This is a genomic window from Rahnella sp. PAMC25617 (assembly GCF_050606005.1).
GTDB lineage: Bacteria > Pseudomonadota > Gammaproteobacteria > Enterobacterales > Enterobacteriaceae > Rahnella > Rahnella variigena.
Genome location: NZ_JBOCUM010000005.1, coordinates 61,607 through 88,478, shown reverse-complemented (window position 1 = coordinate 88,478; position 26,872 = coordinate 61,607). Strand labels below are relative to the sequence as shown.

General features: G+C 47.8%; 32 protein-coding genes and 1 pseudogene. 15 read left to right on the top strand and 18 right to left on the bottom strand.

From position 1 onward, the window contains the following. Nucleotides 1-76: 76 nt before the first annotated feature. On the top strand, nt 77-826 hold the full coding sequence (locus ACM615_RS05375) for a LuxR family transcriptional regulator (RefSeq protein WP_113876499.1): 750 nt from the start codon (nt 77-79) through the stop codon (nt 824-826). Here ACM615_RS05375 and ACM615_RS05370 read toward each other — a convergent pair. Both ACM615_RS05370 and ACM615_RS05365 read right to left on the bottom strand, forming a co-directional pair. Then, nucleotides 798-1,418, bottom strand: coding sequence for an acyl-homoserine-lactone synthase (locus ACM615_RS05370; RefSeq protein WP_129639533.1), 621 nt, complete (start codon nt 1,416-1,418; stop codon nt 798-800). The two genes, ACM615_RS05375 and ACM615_RS05370, sit on opposite strands and share 29 nt — an antisense overlap. Nucleotides 1,419-1,795: 377 nt before the next feature. Beyond that, the gene (locus tag ACM615_RS05365) at nt 1,796-2,695 is read right to left on the bottom strand and encodes a hypothetical protein (RefSeq protein WP_431011578.1); all 900 of its coding nucleotides are present in this window, start codon (nt 2,693-2,695) and stop codon (nt 1,796-1,798) included. 452 nt (nt 2,696-3,147) lie between these two features. On the opposite strand from ACM615_RS05365, the gene ACM615_RS05360 reads away from it, so the two are divergent. Together ACM615_RS05360 and ACM615_RS05355 are read left to right on the top strand one after the other, a co-directional pair. Continuing rightward, a complete protein-coding gene (locus ACM615_RS05360) occupies nt 3,148-4,083 on the top strand; it encodes a LysR family transcriptional regulator (protein WP_431011577.1) in 936 nt (311 codons plus the stop codon). A gap of 447 nt (nt 4,084-4,530) precedes the next feature. Continuing rightward, a complete protein-coding gene (locus tag ACM615_RS05355; RefSeq protein WP_113876495.1) occupies nt 4,531-4,866 on the top strand; it encodes a DMT family transporter in 336 nt (111 codons plus the stop codon). Between the two features lie 27 nt (nt 4,867-4,893). On the opposite strand, the gene ACM615_RS05350 is transcribed toward ACM615_RS05355, so the two are convergent. The 3 genes from ACM615_RS05350 to ACM615_RS05340 all read right to left on the bottom strand — a co-directional run bounded on the left by ACM615_RS05350 (nt 4,894) and on the right by ACM615_RS05340 (nt 8,139). Next, nucleotides 4,894-6,219, bottom strand: a complete 1,326-nt coding sequence (locus ACM615_RS05350) for an HdeD family acid-resistance protein (RefSeq protein WP_113876494.1) — start codon at nt 6,217-6,219, stop codon at nt 4,894-4,896. A gap of 37 nt (nt 6,220-6,256) precedes the next feature. Further along, nucleotides 6,257-7,525 (bottom strand): MASE1 domain-containing protein, encoded by a 1,269-nt coding sequence (locus ACM615_RS05345; protein ID WP_431011576.1) that lies wholly within the window; start codon nt 7,523-7,525, stop codon nt 6,257-6,259. A 176-nt stretch (nt 7,526-7,701) separates the two neighbouring features. Next, the gene (locus ACM615_RS05340) at nt 7,702-8,139 is read right to left on the bottom strand and encodes a GNAT family N-acetyltransferase (RefSeq protein ID WP_431011575.1); all 438 of its coding nucleotides are present in this window, start codon (nt 8,137-8,139) and stop codon (nt 7,702-7,704) included. Between the two features lie 484 nt (nt 8,140-8,623). Between ACM615_RS05340 and ACM615_RS05335 the strand changes: the two genes are divergently transcribed. From ACM615_RS05335 to ACM615_RS05320, 4 genes are all read left to right on the top strand, one after another. Next, nucleotides 8,624-9,169: a cysteine hydrolase family protein gene (locus tag ACM615_RS05335; protein WP_431011574.1), complete on the top strand. Its 546-nt coding sequence runs from the start codon at nt 8,624-8,626 to the stop codon at nt 9,167-9,169. Nucleotides 9,170-9,405: 236 nt separating this feature from the next. Continuing rightward, nucleotides 9,406-9,771, top strand: a complete 366-nt coding sequence (locus ACM615_RS05330) for a GNAT family N-acetyltransferase (RefSeq protein ID WP_431011573.1) — start codon at nt 9,406-9,408, stop codon at nt 9,769-9,771. A 232-nt stretch (nt 9,772-10,003) separates the two neighbouring features. After that, nucleotides 10,004-10,447, top strand: coding sequence for a DUF3290 domain-containing protein (locus ACM615_RS05325; RefSeq protein WP_113876489.1), 444 nt, complete (start codon nt 10,004-10,006; stop codon nt 10,445-10,447). 11 nt (nt 10,448-10,458) lie between these two features. Next, complete coding sequence (locus ACM615_RS05320; RefSeq protein WP_112289659.1) at nt 10,459-11,094, top strand: DUF421 domain-containing protein; 636 nt, start codon at nt 10,459-10,461, stop codon at nt 11,092-11,094. A 128-nt stretch (nt 11,095-11,222) separates the two neighbouring features. Here the strand turns inward: ACM615_RS05320 and ACM615_RS05315 are convergent, their stop codons facing one another. From ACM615_RS05315 to ACM615_RS05295, 5 genes and pseudogenes are all read right to left on the bottom strand, one after another. Further along, nucleotides 11,223-11,558, bottom strand: coding sequence for a DUF1493 family protein (locus tag ACM615_RS05315; protein WP_112289660.1), 336 nt, complete (start codon nt 11,556-11,558; stop codon nt 11,223-11,225). Beyond that, the gene (locus ACM615_RS05310; RefSeq protein ID WP_112289662.1) at nt 11,552-11,995 is read right to left on the bottom strand and encodes an STM2901 family protein; all 444 of its coding nucleotides are present in this window, start codon (nt 11,993-11,995) and stop codon (nt 11,552-11,554) included. Before ACM615_RS05310 ends, ACM615_RS05315 begins: the two co-directional genes overlap by 7 nt. A gap of 10 nt (nt 11,996-12,005) precedes the next feature. Beyond that, nucleotides 12,006-12,491: an Hcp family type VI secretion system effector gene (locus ACM615_RS05305; protein ID WP_159281739.1), complete on the bottom strand. Its 486-nt coding sequence runs from the start codon at nt 12,489-12,491 to the stop codon at nt 12,006-12,008. Nucleotides 12,492-12,879: 388 nt separating this feature from the next. Next, on the bottom strand, nt 12,880-13,665 hold the full coding sequence (locus ACM615_RS05300; RefSeq protein WP_431011572.1) for an alpha/beta fold hydrolase: 786 nt from the start codon (nt 13,663-13,665) through the stop codon (nt 12,880-12,882). A 7-nt stretch (nt 13,666-13,672) separates the two neighbouring features. Next, nucleotides 13,673-14,125: pseudogene (locus ACM615_RS05295) on the bottom strand (LysR substrate-binding domain-containing protein); the annotation flags it as partial. An 8-nt stretch (nt 14,126-14,133) separates the two neighbouring features. On the opposite strand from ACM615_RS05295, the gene ACM615_RS05290 reads away from it, so the two are divergent. Both ACM615_RS05290 and ACM615_RS05285 read left to right on the top strand, forming a co-directional pair. Next, nucleotides 14,134-14,346: a hypothetical protein gene (locus ACM615_RS05290; RefSeq protein WP_431011571.1), complete on the top strand. Its 213-nt coding sequence runs from the start codon at nt 14,134-14,136 to the stop codon at nt 14,344-14,346. Nucleotides 14,347-14,405: 59 nt separating this feature from the next. Further along, on the top strand, nt 14,406-14,540 hold the full coding sequence (locus ACM615_RS05285; protein WP_240783381.1) for a zinc-binding dehydrogenase: 135 nt from the start codon (nt 14,406-14,408) through the stop codon (nt 14,538-14,540). A 122-nt stretch (nt 14,541-14,662) separates the two neighbouring features. Here ACM615_RS05285 and ACM615_RS05280 read toward each other — a convergent pair whose 3' ends face one another. The 5 genes from ACM615_RS05280 to ACM615_RS05260 form a co-directional block, all read right to left on the bottom strand. Further along, nucleotides 14,663-15,454: an ABC transporter ATP-binding protein gene (locus ACM615_RS05280; RefSeq protein WP_431011570.1), complete on the bottom strand. Its 792-nt coding sequence runs from the start codon at nt 15,452-15,454 to the stop codon at nt 14,663-14,665. A 35-nt stretch (nt 15,455-15,489) separates the two neighbouring features. After that, nucleotides 15,490-17,208 carry an ABC transporter permease gene (locus tag ACM615_RS05275; RefSeq protein WP_132964705.1) on the bottom strand — a complete coding sequence of 573 codons (1,719 nt, stop codon included), beginning with the start codon at nt 17,206-17,208 and terminating at the stop codon, nt 15,490-15,492. A gap of 803 nt (nt 17,209-18,011) precedes the next feature. Further along, on the bottom strand, nt 18,012-19,883 hold the full coding sequence (locus tag ACM615_RS05270) for an amidohydrolase (RefSeq protein WP_431011569.1): 1,872 nt from the start codon (nt 19,881-19,883) through the stop codon (nt 18,012-18,014). Nucleotides 19,884-19,897: 14 nt separating this feature from the next. Beyond that, the gene (locus ACM615_RS05265; RefSeq protein WP_112289680.1) at nt 19,898-20,458 is read right to left on the bottom strand and encodes an antibiotic biosynthesis monooxygenase; all 561 of its coding nucleotides are present in this window, start codon (nt 20,456-20,458) and stop codon (nt 19,898-19,900) included. A gap of 118 nt (nt 20,459-20,576) precedes the next feature. Then, complete coding sequence (locus ACM615_RS05260; protein WP_113876481.1) at nt 20,577-20,993, bottom strand: winged helix-turn-helix transcriptional regulator; 417 nt, start codon at nt 20,991-20,993, stop codon at nt 20,577-20,579. A gap of 132 nt (nt 20,994-21,125) precedes the next feature. Between ACM615_RS05260 and ACM615_RS05255 the strand changes: the two genes are divergently transcribed. Then, a complete protein-coding gene (locus ACM615_RS05255) occupies nt 21,126-21,983 on the top strand; it encodes an SDR family oxidoreductase (protein ID WP_431011568.1) in 858 nt (285 codons plus the stop codon). 70 nt (nt 21,984-22,053) lie between these two features. Here the strand turns inward: ACM615_RS05255 and ACM615_RS05250 are convergent, their stop codons facing one another. Then, complete coding sequence (locus tag ACM615_RS05250) at nt 22,054-22,311, bottom strand: biofilm/acid-resistance regulator YmgB/AriR (protein ID WP_113876479.1); 258 nt, start codon at nt 22,309-22,311, stop codon at nt 22,054-22,056. A 75-nt stretch (nt 22,312-22,386) separates the two neighbouring features. Between ACM615_RS05250 and ACM615_RS05245 the strand changes: the two genes are divergently transcribed. Further along, entirely contained in the window at nt 22,387-22,611 is a 225-nt protein-coding gene (locus ACM615_RS05245; protein ID WP_431011567.1) for a hypothetical protein, read from the top strand. 216 nt (nt 22,612-22,827) lie between these two features. Beyond that, nucleotides 22,828-23,364 carry an AAA family ATPase gene (locus tag ACM615_RS05240; protein ID WP_431011566.1) on the top strand — a complete coding sequence of 179 codons (537 nt, stop codon included), beginning with the start codon at nt 22,828-22,830 and terminating at the stop codon, nt 23,362-23,364. On the opposite strand, the gene idi is transcribed toward ACM615_RS05240, so the two are convergent. Together idi and ACM615_RS05230 are read right to left on the bottom strand one after the other, a co-directional pair. Next, nucleotides 23,317-23,850 (bottom strand): isopentenyl-diphosphate Delta-isomerase, encoded by a 534-nt coding sequence (idi, locus tag ACM615_RS05235; protein ID WP_431011565.1) that lies wholly within the window; start codon nt 23,848-23,850, stop codon nt 23,317-23,319. The genes ACM615_RS05240 and idi overlap by 48 nt on opposite strands. Before the next feature lie 25 nt (nt 23,851-23,875). Then, complete coding sequence (locus tag ACM615_RS05230) at nt 23,876-24,295, bottom strand: MarR family winged helix-turn-helix transcriptional regulator (protein ID WP_113876475.1); 420 nt, start codon at nt 24,293-24,295, stop codon at nt 23,876-23,878. A 156-nt stretch (nt 24,296-24,451) separates the two neighbouring features. Here ACM615_RS05230 and ACM615_RS05225 point away from each other — a divergent pair, with 156 nt between their 5' ends. The 3 genes from ACM615_RS05225 to ACM615_RS05215 are packed head-to-tail and all read left to right on the top strand — an operon-like array spanning nt 24,452 to nt 26,776. Further along, complete coding sequence (locus ACM615_RS05225) at nt 24,452-25,039, top strand: non-oxidative hydroxyarylic acid decarboxylases subunit B (RefSeq protein ID WP_113876474.1); 588 nt, start codon at nt 24,452-24,454, stop codon at nt 25,037-25,039. A gap of 49 nt (nt 25,040-25,088) precedes the next feature. Further along, complete coding sequence (locus ACM615_RS05220) at nt 25,089-26,519, top strand: non-oxidative hydroxyarylic acid decarboxylases subunit C (RefSeq protein WP_431011564.1); 1,431 nt, start codon at nt 25,089-25,091, stop codon at nt 26,517-26,519. Between the two features lie 29 nt (nt 26,520-26,548). After that, nucleotides 26,549-26,776 (top strand): non-oxidative hydroxyarylic acid decarboxylases subunit D, encoded by a 228-nt coding sequence (locus ACM615_RS05215; RefSeq protein ID WP_112289696.1) that lies wholly within the window; start codon nt 26,549-26,551, stop codon nt 26,774-26,776. The last annotated feature ends 96 nt before the right edge of the window (nt 26,777-26,872 follow it).

Below are 26,872 nucleotides of genomic sequence, written 5' to 3'. Positions count from 1 at the left end.
TACTTAAGTCCTGAAAAAACCTGTACTTAAGTATAGATGTCGGCATTAAGGGATAAGCAGCCCTCAGGGAGTCAGTATGTTTAGTGCTTTTGAACAAAATCACACGATCACTGAAACATTGAAAGATTATATCGACCGTAAGCTGTGTCCACTAGGCAGTCCCGACTATGCCTATACCGTTGTGAGGAAAAAAAATCCTGCAGAAGTCCTTATCATCTCCAGTTATCCTGATGAGTGGGTCAATCTTTATCGGGCCAACAATTTTCAGCTTACCGACCCGGTAATACTCACCGCATTCAAAAGAACCTCTCCCTTTGCGTGGGACGAAAACATCACGCTAATGTCTGAACTGAAATTTACAAAAATCTTTTCCCTTTCCAGGCAGTACAACATTCTGAATGGCTATACCTTTGTGCTGCATGATCAGATGGGAAATCTGGCATTGCTGTCTTTTATCATTGCCGACAATAGCCAGCAAGAGTTGGAAGAGCGACTGACTTCTGAACGTGGCAACTTGCAGATGCTTCTCATCGATATAAATGAACAGATGTATCGGCTTGTTGGCGGTATATCAGCCCGCGGACGTCAAATTACGGCGAGAAAGGAAAATAACATTTTCACTCTCCGTGAAAATGAGGTGCTTTACTGGGCCAGTATGGGGAAAACCTATGCAGAGATTGCAACTATTATCGGCGTTTCAGTCAGTACGATAAAGTTTCATATGGGAAATGTCGTTGCTAAGCTGGGTGTCAGTAACGCCCGCCAGGCAATCAGGCTGGGCGTTGAACTGGAACTGATTATACCGGCAGCGTCAGCGGCCAGGTAATCAAAGATTCTGTTTGGCTGTTGAGTCCTGTGGCCATGTTCATCTGATCGTCCTTCCCGGCAGGAAGATAGATCAGATAGATGCGTTCCCGCTCACTAAGAAATGCCTCTTTAAGTGTCTGTATTTGCCAGCCCGAGCGTTTCAATATCGTCAACATAGCGCGACTTACGATGGTATAAATCCCAGCATGTCCGTTATCCTGAGCCCAGTTTATCATGGCAAGAAAAAGTGCCTGACTAACAGGGTATCGTTCGCCGAGAAGTTCCCGGGCTCGCAATTTGTCGACAAAGAAACGGCTCGACTCAACTCCCTCAGAAGGAAGTGGAACCGAATCAAAACACGCACGAAACGTATGGGTTATCATGTTTGGCTGGTCGAGAGCGGTAAAGCGCACGCTGCAAACGAGTTTCCCCTTACACAGTCCGAGAATATAGCGTGTTGAGTCATTGTCGAACTCATCGAACTCCATATCTTGGTTGCAAACAACTTCCCATCCCAGGCGGTCACTGAAGGTTGTTTTTCTTAGCCGGTAAAGTTCATCTACTCTGGTCATTCTGAGCTCTTCATAGCTCACGTCAAACAGTTCAAGCATCCCATTATCCTGTTAATAAAGCGTTGTATCCCGTAAACCGTGCATCATTATCCTACAAAACCCGACAATCGCTGACCCGAAAATGCACTGAATAACAGGATGTTAGTAAAATAATAAATATCTCGTCAAATCCCGCTCAATGGGAAATTACAGTTCCGATCCCACATCCGCAACAATACCTGCGCGTTTATTGATTTGACTCAAATCTGAGCAAGGCTTTCATCAGCAGGTATATCTCGCCCGGACCTCTGATTTATCCTGGCACCGATATTGGGAAGGGATCTACCTGGCCGTGATCTCAAAAAGTGCGTGGAACTAAAACGGGTTTGTTTGCAGTTGCAGTATAAAATTCAAACCGGCTGCAACTGAGGTCCTGTTTACATGAAGATTGTTTTACCAACAGGCACCTTATTGCACCAGCGCGTTTTATAATCCCATTTTGGATCATATAATCCAATTGAAAATAGCCTCTTTTTGTTTTTATCATTACATAACTTGTCAGCTTCATTTATATTCAACCACATGAGTATACTTCCGACACTCAGATGTGAGTAATCAGGATCTACACCTCCATTAGGCACATCAAAATATATCCATTTATCAGACTCAGCCTTAAGTATAAAATCATATGCGCAGGGTAATGAACCATCGATAAAAAGAACATAACCAAAAATCATATCTTTAAAATATGTGAAAAAATCTATCAAAATTTCTTTGCTGTAGCATTTCACATTGTCCTGGAATCTTTTTTTGAAAAGAAGTACATATATATTGGCAAGTTGTTCTGGTTGGAGTTCGTTTACATTTTTAACAGCACCTCCCTCTTTAATGAATTTATTGAATTCATTCCTTCTGTTTTTATGGCTCTTTTTTGAAAAATCATCTTTGGCCAGACATATAAATTTCTTCTTTGGTCTGAACTTAGTGAAAATTGTATTGTAAAAATGGTTGGAATGGGCAGAGGATATCTTATTTGAACGCCCGGGGAGGAATATTTTCTTATTTATATTCACAGGTAATATGATTTCATCACTCGTTATTGGATATGTTCTCCACAGATCAACGCCAATCTTATTACTGATTTCAAAAAAACAACCTTGGATGATATCTTTCTTTTTATAATGATAAAAATCTATTTCGCATATTTTCTTATCTAACAGATACTGCAAGATTTTAGGGTGTGTATTTACACTTCCTCCAAACTTGTAATAACTCTGTTGGTATATGTCGAATGAAGAACATTCCCAGCCAAATATTTTCTTAAATATTTTATTCATAATTTCAATCTTTTAAAATAATTCAAATTTTCAATATAACGCAATCAATACAAATATTTTTATGAAGTACCCGTTGGCGACTGCTCTTGCAGTTCTCTTAATAGCATGAGGGATACAGATTTTGAAATAACTTAAACCCTGAGAAAGAGAAAAAACAATGAGTAAACCTAAAGGTATTAAATGCTTTTTTTTCATAATTAGTTCTCATTCTATTCAAATGTTAAACCTAAAAAATCAATTCATTTATAATACATTTACATTTCAAACAAGTGAATGAACAAGTGGGAAAATTAACTTTTCCAATTTGGAAAAATTGGAATTATGTAGTTAGCTACATAATAAAATAACATAATAGAAAATTCTGCTATATAGTTATCAGAGCATCATGTTTATCCCTTATTTAAAATTTCATGCTATAGTAAATTTTGTTTTTATTTCTTTGCAGGTGAAACTTGAAATATAATAACACTCGCGAGCTTCGTGATTGGGTGATTTTTATAAAGACAATTGAGAAGGCGAACCTTTCTCTTGCTGCTCGTGAGCTCGGTGTTAGTGTCAGCACCGTGAGCAAGGCTATATCCAGGTTAGAGGATTATGTCCAAACGATGCTGATTAAGAGGGATGCTCGTAATTTTGAAATCACTTCTGCGGGTCATATTGCGTATAGTAAAGCGAAGAATATTACTGAATCCTTTCAGTCCCTGCTGTCAGAATTACAGAATCCTGAACTCTTAATTCAGGGGGACATACAATTCTCCGTACCCTCTGTGGTATGTCAGTTGCTTGCTAATCATTGGACAAGTGAATATATAATCAAAAACCCTATGGCCAGGGTGGAGATAAAATCACAGGAGCTTTTTGAATTCAATCATGATGTGAAAAACTTCGATCATGTAGCACTTCAATACGGAAATATTCAAAGACCAGAACTGGTGCATAGAGAACTAAGCTCTGTGGAGCTTATTAGCTGCGCCTCTCCTGAATACATTAAAAAATTTAATATTTTTGACAGGCCCGACAATTTCGAAGGGCATACCCTGTTGATGGTGGATAATTGTAATCTAAAAGATAATATGATTTTTTCAAATGGGGATGAAACAGTTTCCTTAGACAAAAATCACAAGCCTGCTATTAAATCTAACGATTTTCTGGCTCTTTTCAACTTACTCCTTGAAGGAAAAGGGCTGCTTCTGGGCACACCTAAATGGCTAGCATTAACACATATCCGCGACGGAAAACTTGTGCAGATCATTCCTGACTGGAAACTGGATAAAATACCCGTCTATCTTGTCTGGATGCACAGACCCTATTATTCCCCTCTGTTTTTAGATTTTATTAATTATGTGGAAAAAAAATGGAACAATTTTAACCAGGTTTATTTAAAATGACCTGCACTCAGGATTTGATACAACGCTCAGTGAGTCATGCAGGGTCTTGACCCGCCCCCGTAGGTGAACCAGCCATAATCAGGAATACCCGGCTTCATTCTGGCTGCATTGTCAGAATCATTATCTGTCTTCAGCAACTGCGGTAAAGGGAGCCTGAGCGCTATACTGTTCAGCATCCCAGCCACCTCTGACGAGCGCCGATTCTGCCCCCCGCCTTTCCCCAGGCATTTGCGGGTGTAAACGTCGATCTTCGTCTACAGGCACAGTCGTCGCCCGTCAACCAAAGCATCAGAAAAAAAATTCATGTCCAGACGTGGCGTGGATATAAGCCCTGAGCTTCGGTTGCCGCCGCGACGTGTTTAATAGCGGATGATTTCCCGGTTGTTTAAACTTTAGATTGAGTCGGGTTATATACTCTTCCAGATATTTTGTACAAGAGGAAAGAAGATGCTCAACACTTACATTATTCTCGCCATTTCTATCTGCGCTGAAACGCTGGCCACAACCATGATGAAAGCTTCAGATGGCTTCACCCGAATAATCCCAAGCATGGTTGTGGTGGTGGGATATGCTATTTCGTTTTATGGTCTTTCCCAGGTGGTCAAGACCATGAATATTGGTATCGCTTACGCGATTTGGGCGGGGATGGGGATCTTCTTGGTTTCTATAATGTCATTTCTGTTTTATAAGCAGAAACTCGATCTTCCTGCCATCATGGGCATGGTTTTTATTGCTGTGGGAATTTTGATTATCCAGCTGTTCTCTAAATCTGTTTCCCACTGACTGACTTCCAAGATATCCCGTCGTGCGCTATTCATCGGCCTCTCTGTTGTCATGCCGTTTGAAGCGAACGCGTTGATACCAGGGCTTTGGTACAGGATGGATGATGCTGCGCAGCGCCCTGGAGTAATCCATCACCAGACCTGGCGTCCAGGCCATTGAGATAGCGCGTTTGCGTAACTGAGCGGCAACCCAAAGCTCAGGCATAGTGAGCGTTCTGATTATGGATAACCAGCTTTCAGTACGTCCGGAGAGCACACCATCCAGGGCGTTTTCCAGCGCGTAGGCAACACTGCTTGAACAGTTGCGGTAGGTCAGGTTATAGGTTTTTGTTAATTTGTAGTCACTCCAAAAACGGTGTAAGGCTTTTCCGTTGTATCTGGTGAAACAAATTTTACGATCTGAATGGCACCATTCTGCCGCCTCGGTGGCATAGTCAGGCTGAAACTTACCTAAAACATCATTATCGCGTGTTGCTTTAAGTGTATTCAGGAACTCCGATGGCGACCGGTCGATATCTTCCGCTGGGTACAGGCTGATGTAAATACTGTCAGGGACCTCCAGCGCAGCATGGCCGGTTGATATCACACCTTCCGAGTCAACTGCGGCAATGTAACGGTTGATCACCGGGCGTGGAATAGTCGATGCGCTGGCTGTTCCTTCGGGCGTCCATATATGAACGGTGAGGGGTTCGCGAAAATCAGTAATAACTTGCGTAGCAACTTCTGACTTTTGCGTGCCACTTTTTTTCAACTCAGCACCTATACCTTCAGGCGCTAAAAGTTCGAATACAGAAGTCCCTTCCTGCAGTCGCATAACCCGAAGAGCAAGGCGTACGGTATGAATACCGCTGAAAACCATCAGTGTTCCCAGGAAGAAAGAGACCGTAGCCTTGTAATGTGTTGGGTAGGGACTGAATATGAAAATGGCAAAAAAGATTTGTGCCAGGCCGTTCAAAAAAGAACTCTTCCAGTTAGGGAAACGCACAATCCACGCCGAGAAAACCACAAACAGACCAATCACGAAATAGGCAAATCCGAATACGATCGCCAGGAGCAAATTGCTATAAGACTGGTTTGATAAGATTAGAAGCGAGACGAAACAAAATATGCCTCCCTTAAAGTAGAGGAGTGCTTTTTGCGCACCGATGCCTCCCGACGCTATGCTCAGCGTCACTAAACTTTCCGTGAGCAACAGCAAGCCAAAAAATCGCAGAGGGAAGTACGTCACTCCGTCCAGACCGTCGAGGAAGATGGCCAGTCCGAACAGGCTCCACAGGATCCCAAACAGAATCAGATATTTGCCCCAGTAACGCATAAAATCCACGCCGAACAATAATAATGCAATCTGTATCACAAGTCGGTCTCTCTTAATTAAATCATGACGTCTGAGTTTAGATAGCCAAATCGTAATGGCTGGACTGCCAGTTCCCGACAATAATTAACGAGTCAGCATTTGCCATGGTGATACCGCCGCTGTCTACCAGCGTTAGCCACTCATCATTATTCGACTTAATACGAAAAATGACAGTATCGTGCTGGCTTGACATCGAATTGAACCAGTGTTGATTGAGTTTTTCTCTGTCTGAAGGATGTACATGACTTAGCACTTTCTCAACAGTATCGAACTCTGTCAGAGAAGCAGAATCCAGCAGTGAAGAGAGATCATTTTCCCAGGTAAACTTGCCAGTTTCAGGCTCCAGTCTGTAAAGTACGCCGTTACCTGAAAGCCTGCCGGTATCTGGATTGAAACGGGTTGTCGAACGTCTTAATACGCGTACAAATACGATGAGCAAGGCTGTCGCAGAAAGATAACTTAGCGCCAGTAGCAGTGACTCGACGAGGCTAAGGTTGTGCAGAAAGAACGGGCCCTGATGCATGTCGGTAAAATGGATGACAATCAGCCCTAATACCAGCAGGCCGATGGATCCTCCACGGTTGCCCCATACCAGGGCGAGCATCAAACTCAGGGCAATAGGCAAGCAGGAAAGGGCGAAATATAGCGCGGGAGCTTCGGTTTTAAGCCATGTGTCACTATAGCTGAAAATAAATACTGTCAAAGCACAGATCGAGAGCAACAAGGCCAGGCCTCCCAGCCGCTTCGTCCAGGGGAGGAACGCCTGATGCCCACGCTTGTTCACGAAACCCATCACCACAGTTGTGGCAAAGAAAATCCCAGTGACGTCAGCAACGAAACCATTCCAGATAGTTGTCATTATCGGCTGTCCGCTGAGAAACGCGTAACCTCCCGCCACGATTAGCGCATCCAACATGCTGATGACAAAAGTGGAGCATATCCACAAAATAATGACGTGCAGATCATCATTTGGCCGCGCGAAGCGCCGGACGATCCAGGCAATGAGAACGTTGGCGGGCATTTCGAGAAGTGAATAACCCACTGAGATAAGAAAAGTGGTGAGATTCTGCCACGCCCGGTCCTGTAGTACGCTCGCCAGAACAAAGATGAGGATAAGCGCGGGGTAATGGCGCCAGCGAGCAGATAAAAAGGCCGCTACCGCAACGCCAGGAGGAAACCACACTATAGCAATCGCAGAATTTGTGTCGTCAAATTTGAGAGACATCAATCCTGATAAATAATAAACCAGCCCCCATAAGAGCAGGATCGCAGTTTGCTGCAGCCAGGAGGGGATATTCGTTTTCATTTCTGGTCAACTTTGGGTCAGGTAAAGGACGCAGCATCTCTGCTGTGGGGCGTTAATTAACATAAATTTTAACAACCCTTTGCTGAAATTACAAAATCAGCTCTTCAGAGCGTATTGCAGGGGCTACATTTTCTTGAGCGAAAAGAGTACATCCCGGCTGAAAGATAAAATTGGATTTACAAGGATTTCTTCATAAATATCCGGCTTGTTCCTTCAGGCGCGCAGTCAATACGGCCAAACTCTTCCCAACCGTGTTTTTTGTAAAAATCAGGAGCCTGAAAGCTTATCGTATACAAAAATGCTGCAGTGCAGCCCCTTCTTCGCCCTTCATCCTCGAAGCGATTTAGGATATCTGTGCCAAGCCCCATTCTCCGCAGCTCTGGTGGTAGATAGAAAAGATCTATAAAAAGGAGGCCCAGTGAGGAACGTCCTTGCATTCCTCCAAGAACTTTACCCGTTTTCGTTGATTTTATTAATACCGATAATGGCTTACGATCACTGATCCCCGTCATTAAATCGTTGAAATCATTAAGCCCTTCTTCAATGGATAATAATTGTTCCGCATCAGCATTTTCACAAATCTCAAAACTTATCTCTTCAACAGTGCTATTCATTTCAAATGGCCTATTCGTTGTATAAATAACTGTTTAAATATACAGTCGTAAATCCAAAATCCCAGCTTTTTTTCTGTTTTGCTCTGCCACTTGCACTAAAGCATGCCTCGGCCGTCCATCTGTTGAGATGAGATATCTTACCGCCTGCTTTGAGCAAAAGCCGGTATAGGCGCTTTTTCGCGGCAACAAGGGCTGTACTTCATTCAGGTTAAATGTATTGAATCCGGTATTTGCTCAGTGTTATAAGCAATGAGCAGTATTTATGATTTCTGCTGTTTCCAGTGCCTGATTTTCAATAAATAAGTTAAGGTCAGAAAATGATTAAGTCAGTTCAGCCAACAACCACAGTCACCACCACTACCGTAACCTGCGGTGGTGTGGGCGTATCTGTGACTGACTCCTGACAAAACAGATCCTCACTCCCCGCCAATCCGGACGGGGAAGAAAATCTCTCCGTTCATAATATTCTGAATGGAGAAACATTATGATTTCATTTGAAAATGCACTTATCGTTATCGATATGCAGCAAGGACTTTTCCGTGGCCCGACATCTCCGCATTCCGCCGGAGCGGTTCTGTCGAATATTTGTCTGCTGATTGCAAAAGCAAGACAGGCTCAGGTGCCCATCTTTTTCGCCCGCCACACCGGACCCGATGACTCCCCTTTATCTGAACAAAGTCCGTTAACACAACTGATACCTGAAATGGACGTGAACGTTGAGCGGGATATCGTTTTTATTAAAAAGCACCCCAGCTGTTTCCGCGATACCGGCCTGCAGCTTCAGCTCATCCAGCGAGGCGTAAAACGGGTGGTTATCGCCGGGATGAAAACAGAATTTTGTGTCGACACAACCTGCAGGGTTGCCTCGGAACTGGGATTCAGGACCGTGCTGATTTCAGATGCGCATACAACAATGGATAACGAATTTTTATCAGCAAATGAAATTATTGCTCATCACAATGTCACGCTGGCCGGGCCGTTTGTGACTCTGGCAACTGCCGATAACTTGAGATTTGCTCCTGACGAATGAGTTTGAGCGGAGAGCCGTCCGCAGGGCGGCTGAAAAATCCATTTTCGTTTCTGCCACGAACCTGTCGGGTGAGTATCTGGTTGATATATTTGGTATCATCACATTTTAAATCATGCCTGAGACCTTATCTGATGGGTATAAACATAAGACCAGCACTTGTTTCTGATGTCGGGAGTATTTTCGATGTGAGAACGTCGGTGATAGAAAATCATCTCAGTCGTGAGGAAATGCGGCTGATGGGGATCACTGAAAGCGTTGTGGCAGATATGATCCTGAAAAACCCTTGTGCCTGGGTAGCAGTTGATAATGAAAAAATTATCGGTTTTTCAATGATTTTACAGGATGAAGGTTGCCTCTTTGCGGCATTTGTTCGCCCGGAATATGAAAATAAAGGGGCAGGGCGTAAGCTTGTCATGGCTGCTGAGCAAGAGTTATTTAAACACCATGATGTAGTCTGGCTGGAAACCGATAAGAACAGCCGTGCTGCGAAATTTTACAGACATCTCGGTTGGGGTAATGACGCGGTTATTAATGATGTTGATATCAGATTAGAGAAAAAGAGAAGAGCATTCTGTAATTCAATTTTACGCAAAGAGAGTTAATGCGTTATGCCCCTTTTTAGAATCCTGTCAGGCGGGGCAGTGAGAAGAGGATGTCGTAGTATCACTTGAATTTGTGAAAATAATGTATAAATAACGTCCGTGTAATGCTCAAAGTCTTTGACACTTACTCTTTTATTTTAACAAAAACACTCATCACCATCAAGATAATTGACAATACGTTGCTATAATTATAAAAAGCAGAGAGCCTTAATCAACAAGGAACGATTTTAGTATGAATTTTTATGGGATAAATTATCTGCAAACGCAGTCAAATATAAATGATTACCTTAAGTATGTGATTATTTTCAGTACATTGTTTGTTTTGATTGTCGTTTTCAGCTTATATATGCGTCATCGCCTGCAGACCCGATATCGGGATTTGACAATTATTGCTTTTTTGTTTTTGCTGTTCGTTTCAGGTGTTCAGTATGCAGATTATGCAAACAGCGAAAATGTTCACTCCCAGTCGTCGCAAATGGTTAACTTTGTCACGTTATTATCAAAAGAAAAGAATGTCAGCATAAATGATATTTATTCCAGCTCAGTGCAGTTATCCGATGGCGTGATCGTTAAAGTTAACGACGGCTATTACCGTGTTAACTTAAGTTCAGATCAAAACACCTATAACTTAACGGACGTCTGGTTAACAAACCCGGAAGTTAACATCATAAAATAACGAGAAATCAAATGCCTATATACACACCTATTATCATCAAATTGGGGCTGGGGATACTGTGCCTGATTGTCCAAATCAACCTTATGGGCAAAGGCAATCTTGCCCCGACGTCTGCCATGGACCAGGTTCAGAATTACGTTCTGGGCGGGATCATCGGTGGTGTCATCTACAATGAATCAATTACAGTGCTGCAATTTGTGTTGGTCTTAATTATCTGGACGTTGCTGGTCTTCATTCTTAAATTCCTGAAAGAAAATAACCGGTTTGTGAAGCGGATTATTGATGGTAAACCCATTACGCTGGTACATAACGGCAATGTGGATGTTAAAGAATGTTTGAGAAATGGCGTTTCAGCTAATGACCTGATGTTTAAGTTAAGATCTAATGGCATTTATGAAGTTGAACAGCTTAAACGCGTGGTCCTCGAACAAAATGGTCAGTTAACAATTATCCAAAGCGGTGACGAGAATATTCGTTATCCCATCATCGTGGATGGATCAGCAAACTTCGATCTGCTTGAGATAATTAATAAAGACGCTGAATGGTTAGAAGCAAGGATCGCCGAGCAAGGTTTCAAAAAAATCAGTGAAGTCTACTTGGGTGAATACCTTTCGGGCAGGATTAATTTGTACGGATATACGCGATAACTGCCGGACTTGAATCAGTTCTCACGGTATCGATGATGTAGCGGGTGATCGATAGGCAGTCCGTACATGTAAAAACCCGGCCCTTAGCCGGGTTAGAATTAGGATCAATAACCGATACCCAGTTTGAGTCAGTCATAGAGCCATTTACCTGCCCTGGCTGATTCTGCCAGCATTTGCAGGGTCAAAGGTTGAGGTTCATCGTCATCAGCGCCAGACGTGCACAGTGCAAATAAGATAAAGGTCTCTACAGGCCAGTATTTATAGAAATCGAATCCAGCAGGGTCTACATCAAATTTCTGGAAATACTCTTCCATGATTTCAGCACCAGCTTCACTTGCCCAGACATAGCGACCTGTTGACAGGCTGGTGTCAATCGTGACCGGAATCTGTTTCTTAGAGAACAGAACAGGCTTGTTGAACCGCTGCCTGTACCACTCTATGACATCCTCGTTGCTTACTACCATAGTTTGTCATTACCCCGCGCTATGGTGTTGTACTTGTTCGTTGCTTTATAGGCAATCGTCGAGACATCAGCAGCTATGATGATAATTCCCAGAATGGGGATCCACCGACCAACGAAAGCACCCAGATTTGTCACATAGCTGAACTCAAGGCGCTTAATACTCCCCGTTGTCAGCGTGGGTAAACGTCTGGTTTCAATGTCCAGATAATGACGCAACTGCTGACTCAATGGTGATGTTCCCTGTGTTGTCCCCCTAGGCTTACCGCGCGTACCTAGAGTTGGCTGACCAAGCAGAATCAGGCCAATCGTCAGGAAGTCATCAACACCGAAATGTTCAGCGGTAGTGTCCAGAAACACCCAGAACAGCAATTCACCTGATGACAGATTAGAGAATCCTCGATAGAAGTACGTTCCGTTTAGCTCTTCAACCGTATCCATGTTGCAGCACCTACCCGGTTACGCGCTCATTCCATGCGTCAGAATACTGAATGTTTCCGTCGAGGTAACGCCACGTGATTTTGTCGTAACGAACCTGAACCTGCTCCAGATGGCCTGAATGAATAGCGGTTTTGCAATCGTGCATCATCGGAGTTACAGAGACGATTTTCACCCCTTCCAACAGCATGTTGTAGTATTCCACTTCCTGACCTGCATCATTAATTCGATACCATTTGAACTCAGCCGAAGCAAGGCATTGACCCGTTGCCACTGCTTTCATCAGGTATGGGGATGAGCTATCGAATTCTTTCTCGAAAATAAGTGCACCGTGAACACGTGTACCGGTCAACTTACCGGTATTACCATCCGTGGGGATATAGAGGTTATGGCTGAAGCTGGTGATTTCTATTGAATGCTCACGATCGTTAACATCTACAGAACCTTTGATCAGTGCGCCGCCATCGTCTTTAAGCCACAGATAAGCTGGGATTGCCATTTTTATAAATTCCTTTTAAATGTGAGGCTCTAAGCTATTCCTTCGCAGAGCAGGAAACAATTAGCGAATCTTGTAAAAATGAAACTTTCAGAAGTTTATTATGAGTTTTTGGCTGATTAGAAAAAGCATCAAAATCGCTTTTGTTGAACCTTTTAATTCATTGAAAACAGCGGCTTATTTTTTTCGTGAAGGCAGCAGGAAATTTAAAAACACAGTTATTGATAGCAAACATTAGAATGACTAGCTTCTAACATTCTAATAAATCACTACACACGCAGAGAAGCACAATTAATATATGAATAGAATAATTCGCCCCGCATCCTGAATGGACTCTACCGTGGACTACTCAGTCCGCCCTGATGGTTTCTCTTGTTGTGGGATTTTTTCCTTACTTATTCATTATCGCCGCCAGCACATCGCCCGGTTTTTCAAGTACAGCCAGATGAGTTCTCGCATCTTCAAGGCGTTTCACATCAAAGAAATCATGCGCCTGAGCAAAACGCTGCTGTAAGGCTAAGTAATCGTCATCTCTGTCGAGGGAGTAGATGTGGGTAGCCCTGGGGGGGTTTTTGAGTTTTTCCAGACGCTGGAGCGGTGAGCCGTATTGATGATAGGCGTCGCTAATCACCTGTCCTGCAAGGCGCCACAGTGTGTAACCGGACTCAGACATCCCGATTTTTAGATGATCATTAATAATGGCCGAGTCGCTGCCCGCTAACCAAAAATCGTACAGTTCATCCCGCGCAGATTGCCAGCTGTCTTCACGCTGCATCTCTTTGATCGAGGTGAAGAACGCCGGTGCAGGTTCATTCATGATCCAGTCAAGGAATATGACTTGAGGCACGCGATCCGCCATACTTTCTACCAAATCAACCGCTATCCAGCTGGCATGCGCGACGGAAACAGGCACAACGCGGGTCAGGCCAAGATGGTCAATCAGGGTCAACGCATCGGTTAATAACGCCGCACCGTCAAAATCATGACCATCGGTCGATGACTTACCATGGCCACGCCAGTCAATGATGACGACACGGAAGAATTCGGCGGCCAGTTTAGCGAAGTCATTGAAGACGGTTTTCGGCTGACACCAGCCCGGCATGAGGAACAGCGTCGTGTCGGCCTGACCGATATCCAGATAATCAATATCCCCATGATGCGTAGGTAAAATAGCCATGTCACTGTTATTCCTGATACTTTCTTGCGAAGACCTCGCAGAACCAGTCGATAAAAACGCGGACTTTCGAAGGCAGGTAGCGGCGATCGGGATACAGAACAGACACTGGTTTTGTGACAGGCGCATAATCGGTGAGCACTTCCGTCAGTCTGCCAGACTGAATGTGAGGTTCCAGCGCTGTCCGTAACGCATGCACTAAACCCAGCCCTTCCAGCCCGCAGGAAAGAAGTACATCGGAATTGTTAACCAACATATTGCTCCCCGGTCGCCGTGACATAATTTCTCCGTTCATCATATACTTCCAGTCCATCACTTCACGGCTGTGTTCACTGAAAAAATTGACCGCTTTATGATGCACAAGCTCATCCGGCGTCAGCGGAATACCGTACTTATCCAGATATGACGGCGCAGCACAGGTGGTCATACTGACGCTGCCCACACGGCGCGCGCTAAAACCGGAATATGGGTATGCCGCTGCCGGGAGCACTGGCTGAATATATGATTATTCACGAAGACAGTGCCGTCCGAGCCCCGGACAACATGACTGATGAGGAAGCGTCAACATTACTTATCGCCGCGCTGACCGCCTGGTATTCGCTGATGGACATCGGTCATCTTCAGCCCGGCCAGACGGTTTTGGTGCAAGGTACCGGTGGGGTATCTGTTTTTGCTTGCCTTTGATTTTCCGGCAGACGACGATACGCGGTATTGCTGTTGCACCGCGTTCATCCTTTGATCGCATGAATCCTTTCCTCACTGAACATAATATCAGGCCGGTCATTGAACAGGTGTACAGCTTCAGTGACGCGATCGAAGCGTTCAGACACCTCTCCCGTGGTGCATTTGGTAAAATTGTTATTAAGATTGGTGACTGATCGCCAGGGATTGCGCTTTGCACACAACGTGGTATGACCCTCTGTCCCTTGATATTAAGGAACAGGGGTCATATCAGTATGATGAGTCTGAAGGTGAAAAAACTAGAGGATCAACAGCGGTTTCAAAGCTGCGTCGCCGTTAGCGCAATCTTGTGATTCAACGTATCACTGATTGTATCGACCCAAACTTTGGTATTTTCCTGTGTACGGATCTTGCGCGGAATATCGATTTTAAATTCATCTGTGATGGTACCGGGTGAACCCGTCAATAAGAGAACGCGATCGCACAGCATCACGGCCTCTTCAATATCATGCGTCACCAGAATCATCGACTTGGTTTTAATGTAGTGCTTCTCCCACAGCTCCAGCAGATCCTGACGCAGCTTATGGCCGGTATAAATGTCGAGCGCGGAGAAAGGTTCATCGAGCAACAACAGCTGAGGTTCAACCGCCAGAGCACGTGCAAAACCAATCCGCTGGCGCATCCCGCCGGATAACTCTTTTGGATAGGCGTCCGCATAACCTGAAAGACCGATCAGGTCGATCATATCTACCGTTCTTCGGTTCACCTCACTGGCGGGTAAACCTAACGCCTGCAGGCCAAAGGAGACATTGCCAAACACGGTTAACCATGGGAAAAGCGCAAATGTCTGAAAGACCATACTGGTATCCGGGCAAGGGCCGGTGACGGGTTGATCATTACACACGATGGAACCGAAGCTGCTGTCAACCAGACCGGCAATCATGCGCAGTAAGGTGGATTTCCCTGAGCCAGATCGTCCGAGCAAGGCAACAATTTCATTTTCGCTGACCTCCAGATTGATGTTATCCAGAACGCATTGCGTATGTTTTTGGTCCTTCTGAAAGGACTTCGACACATTTTTAATTTCTAAAACAGTACGGGTATTTTTCATGTCATTATCTCTTTTTAACTTTATTTATAAGCGAGTTAGTCAAATTTAAACCGGGTTTCTGCAAAACGATAAAGTGGCTGCCAGATGAATATCACGCAAAGGGCAACCATAAAGCACATGGCAATGCAGCCCAGTGCAGCCTCAGGGTTTTGCCCCGCCTCGGTGGTGGTGGAAATGAATGCGCCCAGTCCGTTGGTTTTAAGAGTGACGTCGCCCCAGTTCAGTACTTCGGCAGCAATGGCAGCGTTCCAGGCTCCGCCGGCGGCAGAAATAATGCCTGTCACGATGTACGGGAAAATGGCGGGCAAAATATACTTGCTCCACCACATCCAGCCTTTCACGCCAAAGACCCGGCTCACATCCACCATCTGACTAGGGATAACAGACGCCCCGGCAATCACGTTAAACAACACGTACCACTGCGTACCCAGCATGATCATCGGGATTGTCCAGGCATTCAGACTTTGATGCCAGGTGATCAAAATGACGGTGACAATCGGATAGAAAACGTTAGACGGAATGGCTGCCATGATCTGAATCACGGGCTGGAAAATACGCACCAGTCGCGGACGCAGGCCGATCCATACGCCAAGCGGCGTAAAGATAACAATGCTTAGCAGCATGGCGATGATTACCCGCGCCGCCGTCAGTCCCATCCATTCAGGAAGCTTTGACAGATACTGGAAGGGCAGATAACCCCATAAAATATTGCCGTAGTACAAGCAGGCGACGGCAATCGCCAGATACCACAAACTCGCCCATAGCCAGTTGAGTAATCCGAGGAAATTAAACAGACGACTCAGCCCCAGCAGGTACCACGCCTTAGGCAATGTGAACAGCCAGAACTGGCAGAAGCGGCTGCCCAGTTTTCCCAGCAGCTGCCCGGTGAATGACCGCTGCAAACAGCTGTAAAACCAGGAGGTTGGCCGTTCAGCATAAGAGGTATCTTCATATTTAAACTGGCTGGCAAAGCGCACTAACGGGCGGAAAAGTAACTGGTCAAACAGCACGATGGTGATGACGAGAGCCAGCACGCCCCAGAGCACACCGTGGATGCTTCCGGCATCAATGGCCTGACCCAGCCAGGATCCGATACCGGGCAGATTGACGTTATTGTCGCCGATAGTCAGCATCTCGGAGGCAATCAGCGCAAACCATGCCGCCGACTGAGACACCATGGTATTCCACAGCAAACCGGGGAATGAGTAGAGAAATCCCAGCCGCCAGAACCGTTGCCACGGGTTGCATTGGAACGCGCACGAGACTTCGGTGAGTTCGTTCGGCACAACGCGTAAAGTCTGATACATCGTCAGCATCATATTCCACGCCTGCCCGGTAAATACGGCAAAGATGGCGAGCCCCTCAAGCCCCATAACACTGTGCGGATATAGCCCCAGGAAGAAAGCAGTGGTAAAGGTCAGGAATCCCAGGAGAGGAACGGACTCCATAAAGTTCACAAAAGGCAAAATAATGCGACGCATCGCAGCATATTTTGCTGCCAGCACACCAAATACGATGGTGAAAATGAGTGAGAACGCTAACCCAAACAGCAGGCGCATGGTGGTACGTAATGCGTAATAAGGTAAGTCTTTATAGTCTTGTGTGACTGGCGGCAGCGTGCTCCCGTCAAAAGGAGTATGCATACCTTGCCAGCCATAAATCAGTAATCCTGCTAACAGACACAATATTGAGATGATAATCAGATCATTCAGGCCGAATTTATTCCGGCTCATCACTGGGGTGTTCTTCTGCATAACGTTAATTCTCAGTGGGAATTTTTATATCGATTAAAACCGATAAGCAGAGAGAATAGGGCGTAATTAATCCCTCCGGATAAATGGAGTTATTTTTTGCGCCGTATTCAATTTAGAATAATGTTCATCACGATAACAGTGTAAGACGTCGATACCGTAATGAACCTCGCCCTCTCAGGGGAGAAGACTGTCTATTTGCGATTTAATCGCACGCTGATAATGGGTTGAGAAGTATTGCTTCAGGGTCTGAACGAAAGGAAAGGACCGCGGCGCCCTGGCAGTTGGGGCCGTAATGCTTTTATTGGCAAGCGTATCGCTGAAAGATGAAGAATCTGTAGTCTTCAACATCAATGGAAAAACAAATTTTTGTAACAGCATAAAGCACCTCGATATAACAGCATCGAAATAAAGATAATCTTCGCCCTTAATTTATCGGGCTTGTGGTTCTGATTATCCTTACAGACACTGACAGGTGCTGAGGATAATCAGGTGTTGGTCGGGATACCCGACGGGGGTTCATCGTTTAACATACACGTCCTCTTTAGATTTATTATTAATTGCAGGCGGATACTATCAGGGCAATATTAAACAGAACGTATATATACACACAATTGAGGCGACTTTCTCTGGGGGTGTTAATCGGGCAGGATATCCGAAAAGAATAACCCCGTTTCGTGAGCAAGACGTAACAGAGCCTGATTGTTTATCGAAAGGCATTATTAATATTATGTGGAGTGTTACTGAAGCGTAGTGACAGCGCCCGACGTCATATCGGGCGCTAATTTTTTGTCAGTCACGCATGATCAGAACGAGAAACACGAACATCCCAGCGCGCCCCAGAAGGCGTTGTCATTGGAAACGGGGACATCGGACCCGCGGGCGATGTCATGACTGTGTTTATGCACGCCACAAGGACCGGCGCACTGATGTGCCTGACGCACCAGTCCGATGCGCGCCGCCCCTTCTGGCGGGGCAGAGCGGTAATGGCCCGGCACGTTGGTGACCGGCGACCAGTCCGGTAAAACCGGGATCGCCGGCGGGGCGAGCGGTGAGAAACTGCCTGCCGCGTACACTACTTTGCCATCGACAACAGTCATCACCGATTCGATACCCTTGATGCGTTCTTCCTGCACACTGAAAAAATCCTCCGAAAGCACCGCCAGATCCGCCAGTTGTCCGGCTTTGATCTGCCCCTTTTTGCCCTGTTCGCTGGAGAACCAGGAACTGCCCTGCGTCCACAGCATCAGCGCGGTTTCGCGGTCGATGCGCGCATCGTCATCGTACATTGCCATGCCGCCGACGGTACGGCCGGAAACCAGCCAGTACAACGCCGTCCACGGGTTGTAGCTGGCAACGCGCGTGGCGTCAGTGCCCAGCCCGACCGGCAGACCGGCAGAGAGCATTTTCGCCACCGGCGGCGTGTGTCTGGTGGCCTCGATACCGTAGCGGTCAGCGAAATATTCCCCCTGAAACGCCATACGATGCTGGACGGCAATGCCGCCACCTAGCGCTTTTACGCGTTCGATATTACGCTCCGTAATGGTTTCCGCATGGTCAAAGAACCAGTGCAGGCCGTTGAACGGAATGTCGTTATTCACCTTTTCGAAGACATCGAGCATACGGCTGATCGACTCATCGTAAGTGGCGTGCAGGCGGAACGGCCAGCGGTGCTCCACCAGATGACGCACCACGCGTTCCAGCTCAACTTCAGTGCCCGGCGGTAAATCCGGACGCGGTTGCAGGAAGTCTTCAAAGTCAGCGGCGGAAAACACCAGCATCTCGCCCGCGCCGTTGTGACGGTAGAAATCGGTGCCTTGTCCCGGTTTCAGCATATCGGTCCACAGCTCGAAATCTTCCAGCTCATGCTGCGGCCGCTGGGTAAACAGGTTGTAAGCGATGCGCACGGTCAGCTGATCTTTCTGATGAAGTTCATCAATGATCTGATAATCCTCAGGATAATTCTGGAAGCCGCCACCCGCATCAATCGCACTGGTCAGGCCGAGGCGATTCAGTTCGCGCATAAACTGGCGTGTAGAATTCACCTGCTGCTCAAGTGGCAGTTTCGGGCCCTTCGCCAGCGTCGAATAGAGGATCATCGCATTCGGTTTGGCAATTAACATACCGGTCGGATTGCCGTTGCTGTCGCGCTGAATTTCTCCGCCCGGCGGATTCGGCGTGTCTTTGGTGTAACCGACGACCTTCAGTGCGGCGCGGTTGAGCAGGGCGCGGTCGTATAAATGCAGGATAAATACCGGCGTGTCGGGTGCGACCTGATTGATCTCTTCCAGCGTCGGCATCCGGCGTTCGGCGAACTGAAATTCCGTCCAGCCACCGACCACGCGTACCCATTGCGGTGATGGCGTGCGCAGTGCCTGTTCTTTCAGCATCCGCAACGCATCGGCCAGAGAAGGCACGCCTTCCCAGCGCAGTTCCAGATTGTAATTCAGCCCGCCACGGATGAGATGCAGGTGGGAATCGTTCAGACCGGGGATCGCCGTGTGACCGTGCAGATCCACCACCTGAGTAGACGCATCCGCGAACTGCATCACTTCATTTTCAGTGCCGACAGCAAGAAATTTGCCGTCTTTAATCGCCACGGCGTTCGCCAGGGGTTTCTCCCGGTCAACGGTATGAAATTTGCCATTAATCAGGATCAGGGAAGCAAAACTTGTCATTGGAAAAGCTCCTGTCATTGCGCGGAAGTGCGCGTCAGCCATGAATGGAAAACCCGGGTAATCACTGGCATCCAGAGGAAAACCACCAGCGCAACCACAGAGGCGTCATTGAGTAAATGACCGCCTTCCGTGCCTTTAAGCTGCGGCAAAAATTGCCCCCAAAACCAGGGCACAATGTGGGTCGAAGGGTAAATCACCAGCAAGGTAAGCAGGTATTGTTTCCAGCGGGCAGGGGGACGAACCGTCGCACTCGGCGGGGTAAACCAGAATTCCGCGCCGGGACGCACTTCGGTGCTGTCGTCCTGCAACAGCAGCGGACTGACTTCTGCCACCAGTTGTTTACGCAGTTCAGAGTTGTGCCAGGCGTTGAGATTTTCCAGCGTGTCGAAGCGCACCAGAATGGTGTACGGATCCCCGCTGCGGCTTGGACGGATGACGTTGACGCCCAGATGTCCCGGGAACGTGCTCGCCTGCGGCATGATTTTGTTCAGCCAGGCTTCATATTGCGCCTCGCTGGCGGGGGCAATTTTGTGCGTAATGACGAGCGTAACGTGTTGCTTGTGGGACTGGGACATACATCACCTCAGCTGATTTAAATAAAAGCATTTATCGAATCAATGAAATGATGTTAGTCGGCAGGTTGAATCAATGATAGGTGAGAATTTTTGCGTTCTTGTTAAGATTTTTTGAGGGTTATTCTTCGCCGACCACGCGCAGCTCGCGCTGCCTGAGAATGCGGTGCAGATTGAATTCCAGCCAGTCGGCCAGCCCGGCAACCTGGTCTTTCATCTCAAGTCCCAGAGGAGAGAGACTATACTCAACGTGCGGCGGCACCACCGGAAACGAATGCCGGTCAACAAAGCCATCTTCTTCTAAGGCCTGCAACGTTTGCGCCAGCATCTTTTCGCTGATGCCCCCGACTTTGCGGCGCAGTTCACTAAAGCGCAGCGTTTCGTCGCACAGGGCGATCAGGATCAGTAAACCCCAGCGGCTGGTGACGTGGCGCAGAATTTCGCGTGATGGACAATTCGGGTCGAGGACTTTCCCCTGACGAATTTGTTCTGACAGCGGCAGGCGTGCCTCAGCCGGGTCTGACGTAATTATTTTCATACTTACCTTTTGGTGCGTACTTACGAAAAGTAAGTGTATCGCATAGGATGTCTTCACGGCGACGAATTTCGCGTCTTGCAGAACATAAACCCAGAATATGAACAGTGTGTCGAACCCTTCAGGAGAATAAATATGATCGCAATTACCGGTGCTACCGGCCAGTTAGGCCGCCTTGTTATTGCCGCGCTTCTGAAAAAAGTGCCCGCTAATCAAATTATTGCCGCAGTGCGCAGCCCTGAAAAAGCCAAAGATCTGGCGGATTTAGGCGTTCAGGTTCGCCAGGCGGATTACAGCAAGCCGGAGACGCTGGATTCAGCGTTTAAAGGCGCAGAGAAACTGCTGCTGATTTCCTCAAGCGAAGTCGGTCAGCGTGAAGCGCAGCACAACACAGTGATCGCGGCGGCTAAACGTGCGGGCGTGAAACTTCTGGCTTATACCAGCCTGCTGCACGCGGGTAAATCTCCGCTCGGTCTGGGCGTGGAACACCGTGCGACCGAAAAAGCGTTAAGTGAATCTGGCATTCCTTTTGTCCTGCTGCGTAACGGCTGGTATACGGAAAACTATGCCGCGAGCATTGCACCGGCTTTGGCGCATAACGCCTTTATAGGTTCTGTCGGAGAAGGGCGGATTTCTTCTGCTGCCCGTCAGGATTATGCCGAAGCGGCGGCTGCCGTTCTGGTGCTGGAGGATCAGGGCGGGAAAATCTACGAACTGGCGGGCGATGAATCCTACACGCTGGCTGAATTCTCGGCGGAAATCGCGCATCAGTCCGGCAAAAAAGTGGATTACGTGAATCTGCCGGAAGCAGAATTTGCTAAAGCGTTACTGGGCGCCGGTTTACCGGAAGGTCTGGCGAATATGCTGGCAGATTCTGACGCGGGCGCAGAGAAGGGCGGTCTGTTTGATGATTCTCATTCATTGAGCAAACTGATTGGTCGTCCAACGACGCCGGTGAAAGACGTGATCGCTGCGACACTGAAATCGCTGTAATACACGAAAACTTCATTAAGAAGTGAACACCGGCCTGCTAGCACTGATGCTTATCAGGCCGGTGTATTTGTTAAATTACGTCATCTTGCGTGGAGAGCAAAACCAGCTCCAGCAAATTACGGCAACCCTGCTGGTTGCTGACGTTAGACTCCTGCTCCAGCTGGCGCAGCAGCCCTTCAATAATCGCTTTGTTACTCACCGGATAGCCGTTGTTTAACAGTCCAGAAACGATGGTGCCGAGGATCTCGACTTCGCTTAATGTTGGGGTTTCACGGACTTTGAAATAATCACTGATTTCTGTAACTGTTTGTTCTGCTTCGAGTTGCATGTAGACCTCCTCAAACTTTTCTGCGAATTATCATCGCCGGAAAAGTGCCTATTGCCAGTCAGAAAAGAGAATATTGTGAAGCGTTTCTTCACAATTGCCTTCCCTGTTCATCCCGTGATTATTTTGTACAAAAATAAAATCAGCCGTGAAAAAAACCTTTGGAAGAAGGGAAATCCAATTTTTTCTTCCAAAGGCCAGGCTGAAATTGCCCGTAAAAGACGGACTAATGATGAAGCAGGGGTACAAGAAAGTTATACAATGATTACAATTTTGTACAGGTATGGATGCGAAAATTCTTAAATAGTGTTGCTAGCAATGTTTAAAAAAGCACGAAATGCTCAATTTCTTCTAAAGCGGTTACATTCACAGGACGCGTTAGTTTCATATGTAATGGTAAATAAGGTGACTTCTGCGGTTGTCTATTGTGTCTGTACAACAGTCTGCCTGTGCGGCAGAATAACCGCCCTTTTTTTCGCCATCCGGCGAATTCTGCAACGGCAGATCAGGAGTCTTGCGGTGAAAGTTAACGTCATAGGCACCAGCGGCAGCGGCAAATCAACGCTGGCACGCGGCATTTCTCAGAAACTGAATATTCCTTATATTGAACTGGATGCCTTGTTCTGGCGGTCTGACTGGCAGGGTACGCCTGACGAACAATTTTTTGCCCGCCTGGAAGAAAAAATGGCAGCCAGCGAAAGCTGGGTCATCGACGGCAATTACAAACGCTCGCAACCCGTCAAATGGCGCAATATTGATGTGATCGTCTGGGTGGATTATTCGTTCGGGCGCACGCTGTTTCAGGCAGTTAAAAGGGCGGCTACGCGTGCGTGGGGCGGGCAGGAAATCTGGGCGGGGACAGGCAACTACGAGACGTTTCGCAAAAGCTTTTTCAGCCGGGAGTCGATAATTCTGTGGACGCTGAAAACTTACAGGAAAAACCGCCGCCAGTATGAGGCGTTACTCCGTGACCCCGCATGGCAGCATGTCCGGTTTGTGCGTTTACGCTCACCCCAGCAGACTGAGGTTTTTCTCAGAGATCTGACCCAGCTGTAACACCATCCACGGGCTGAAGGCCCACGGCGTTGTCTTTACGCTGCTGAGTAAATCTTCCGGTTTCACCCACTGATAATCCATTACTTCAGACTCGCGCGGTGCGGGTGTCTGGCCGGTGAAGGCGGTAAAAATCGGGCAGAATTCATTTTCGACAATGCCGGAAGCATCGGTGGCGTAATACTGAAATTCATCCACCAGCGAGGCGATGTTTTCCACGGATAAACCGATTTCATACTGACAACGGCGCAGAACCGCCGCCTGCAGGGACTCGCCGGGCAGCGGATGCCCGCACACGGAATTCGTCCAGACTCCCGGCCACGCGACTTTGCCCAGCGCACGGCGCGTCAGCAAAATCTCGCCACGATCATTGCGGATGTAACAGGAAAACGCCAGATGCAGCGGAGTATGTCCGGAATGCACCAGCGCTTTGTCCATGGTTCCCCATGGCTGATGTTGTCCATCCAGCAACACGACTTCTTCAATCATACAAACTCCCGTGACTCCTCAACCTTCAGTCTTCTGTTTCCAGCATTTGCTTTAGTAAACGCACCAGATGCTGCTGATCGTCAGGAGACAATCTTGCCAAAAACTCCGTATCTACCTGCTCACCGACTGGCTGAGTATTCGCCAGAACGGCTTTCCCCTCTGTGGTCAGCGAAATAAAACGACGGCGCTTATCCGCCGGATCGGCCTGACGCACCAACAGCCCGCGTGATTCCAGCCGCGACAGCATTTCTGCCAGGGTGGCCTTACTGCTGATCGCCACACCGGTCAGTTGTACCTGTTCAATTCCCGGATTTTCAGCAATCGAGCGCAATACGGCGTACTGCGGTTTGGTCAGTTCCGGGATGCATTGCTGCCAGCGCGCGGTGTGCTGCTGGAATACCTTACGCATTATGTGAAAGGCTTCCTGTCTCAATTGTGTGCTCATCATCGGTTTCCGCTGTTCTTATAGGTCTCCGGCTATTTTAGCAACCTCTGAGGAATGAATGCGACAGACCATTGCGGTGATTTGAAAAGGAGTATAAGGTAAAAATCATTCGTATACGAACGAAATGTTCGGGATCATGATCTGTGTGAGGCTGGAATGAAACTGATTGTAGGGATGACGGGCGCGACGGGCGCCCCGCTGGCGGTAACGCTGTTGCAGGCGTTACGGGATATGGACGGTGTGGAAACACATCTGGTGATGTCGAAATGGGCGAAAACCACGATTGAACTTGAAACGCCTTACACCGCACGTGAGGTGAGTGCCATGGCGGACTTCACGCACAATTGCGCCGATCAGGGAGCCACGATTTCTTCCGGCTCATTCAAAACTGACGGCATGATCATCATCCCGTGCAGCATGAAAACGCTGGCGGGGATCCGCGCCGGATATGCCGAAGGGCTGGTCGGGCGCGCAGCCGATGTGGTGCTCAAAGAAAACCGCAAACTGGTGCTGGTTCCGCGTGAAACCCCTCTCAGCACCATTCACCTTGAAAACCTGCTCGCACTTTCCCGCATGGGGGCCGCAATCGTGCCGCCGATGCCGGCTTACTACAACCATCCTGAAACCATTCAGGACGTGACCGATCACATTGTGACCCGCGTGCTTGACCAGTTTGGCCTTGAATATCATCGGGCTAAGCGTTGGGCCGGGTTAACGGCAAAGGGTGACAGTGTCACTAATTAGTTTCTAAAACGTGTTAAATTTACTACGTACCAAGTACAGGAGAATCGAGATGGCTTTTGATGATCTGCGCAGCTTTATGCGCGCACTGGATGAGAACGGACAACTGCTGAAAATCACCGAACAGGTGAAAGCGGAGCCGGATCTGGCTGCGGCGGCGAACGCCACAGGCCGTATCGGCGAGGGCGCACCTGCGCTGTATTTTGACAATGTGGAAGGGTTTACCGACGCGCGTATCGCCTTAAATACGCTGGGGTCATGGCCCAATCATGCCATCGCCATGGGGTTGCCGCCTTCCACGTCGACCAACGAACAGATTGCCGAATATATCCGCCGCTGGGATATGTTTCCGATCACACCCGAACGTCGTGAAAATCCGGCGTGGGCAGAAAATACCGTCGACGGGGAAGACATTAACCTGTTCGATATTCTGCCGCTGTTCCGTTTGAACGACGGCGACGGTGGTTTCTATCTCGATAAAGCCTGCGTGGTGTCCCGCGATCCGACCGACCCGGACAGCTTCGATAAACAGAATGTCGGCATTTATCGTATGGAAGTGAAGGGCAAACGTAAGCTCGGGCTGCAACCGGTGCCGATGCATGACATTGCGCTGCACTTACATAAAGCGGAAGAACGGGGCGAAGATTTACCGATAGTCATCACGCTGGGTAATGACCCGATCATTACGCTGATGGGTGCAACGCCGCTGAAATATGACCAGTCGGAATATGAAATGGCGGGCGCATTGCGTCAGGCGCCGTATCCGATCGCGACGGCACCGCTGACTGGTTTTGACGTGCCATGGGGTTCAGAAGTGATCCTCGAAGGGGTGATCGAAGGGCGTAAACGCGAAATCGAAGGGCCGTTCGGCGAATTCACCGGGCACTATTCCGGTGGCCGCAATATGACCGTGGTGCGTATCGATAAAGTCTCTTACCGCAATAATCCCATTTTTGAGTCCCTCTATCTCGGCATGCCATGGACCGAAATCGATTATCTGATGGGGCCAGCCACCTGCGTGCCACTGTATCAGCAACTCAAAGCCGAATTCCCGGAAGTGCAGGCGGTTAACGCTATGTACACCCACGGTCTGCTGGCGATTATCTCCACCAAAAAACGTTACGGCGGTTTTGCCCGTGCCGTGGGGCTGCGCGCAATGACTACGCCGCACGGTCTGGGGTACGTGAAAATGGTGATTATGGTCGATGAGGATGTGGATCCGTTTAACCTGCCGCAGGTGATGTGGGCGCTTTCCGCCAAGGTGAATCCGGCGGGCGACCTGGTTCAGCTGCCGAATATGTCCGTGCTGGAACTGGATCCGGGGTCATCGCCGGCGGGGATCACTGACAAACTGATTATTGATGCCACCACGCCGGTCGCGCCGGATAATCGCGGTCATTACAGCCAGCCGGTACGCGATTTACCGGAAACCAAAGACTGGGTCGCTAAACTCAATGCCATGCTGGACGGGCGCAAAGCCTGAACATTCATTAAAGATAGTAAGGAGTGATTATGATTTGTCCACGTTGTGCCGATGAGCATATCGAACTGATGGCCGTGTCCCCGGTGAAAGGTGTCTGGACCGTGCATCAGTGCCAGCGTTGTTTATACACCTGGCGTTCTACCGAGCCGTTACGCCGCACCAGCCGCGAACATTATCCCGAAGCGTTTAAGATGACGCAGGCCGATATCGACAACGCGCCGATGGTGCCGTCGATCCCGCCACTTCTGGCGGAGTAATGTGACTTTCTCCTCCCTCTGAAAACAGGGAGGAGAAGCTTCAGAAGCCGTTTTTACGGAAATTCATCTGAACATAAACTTTTCGCGTAAAAACAG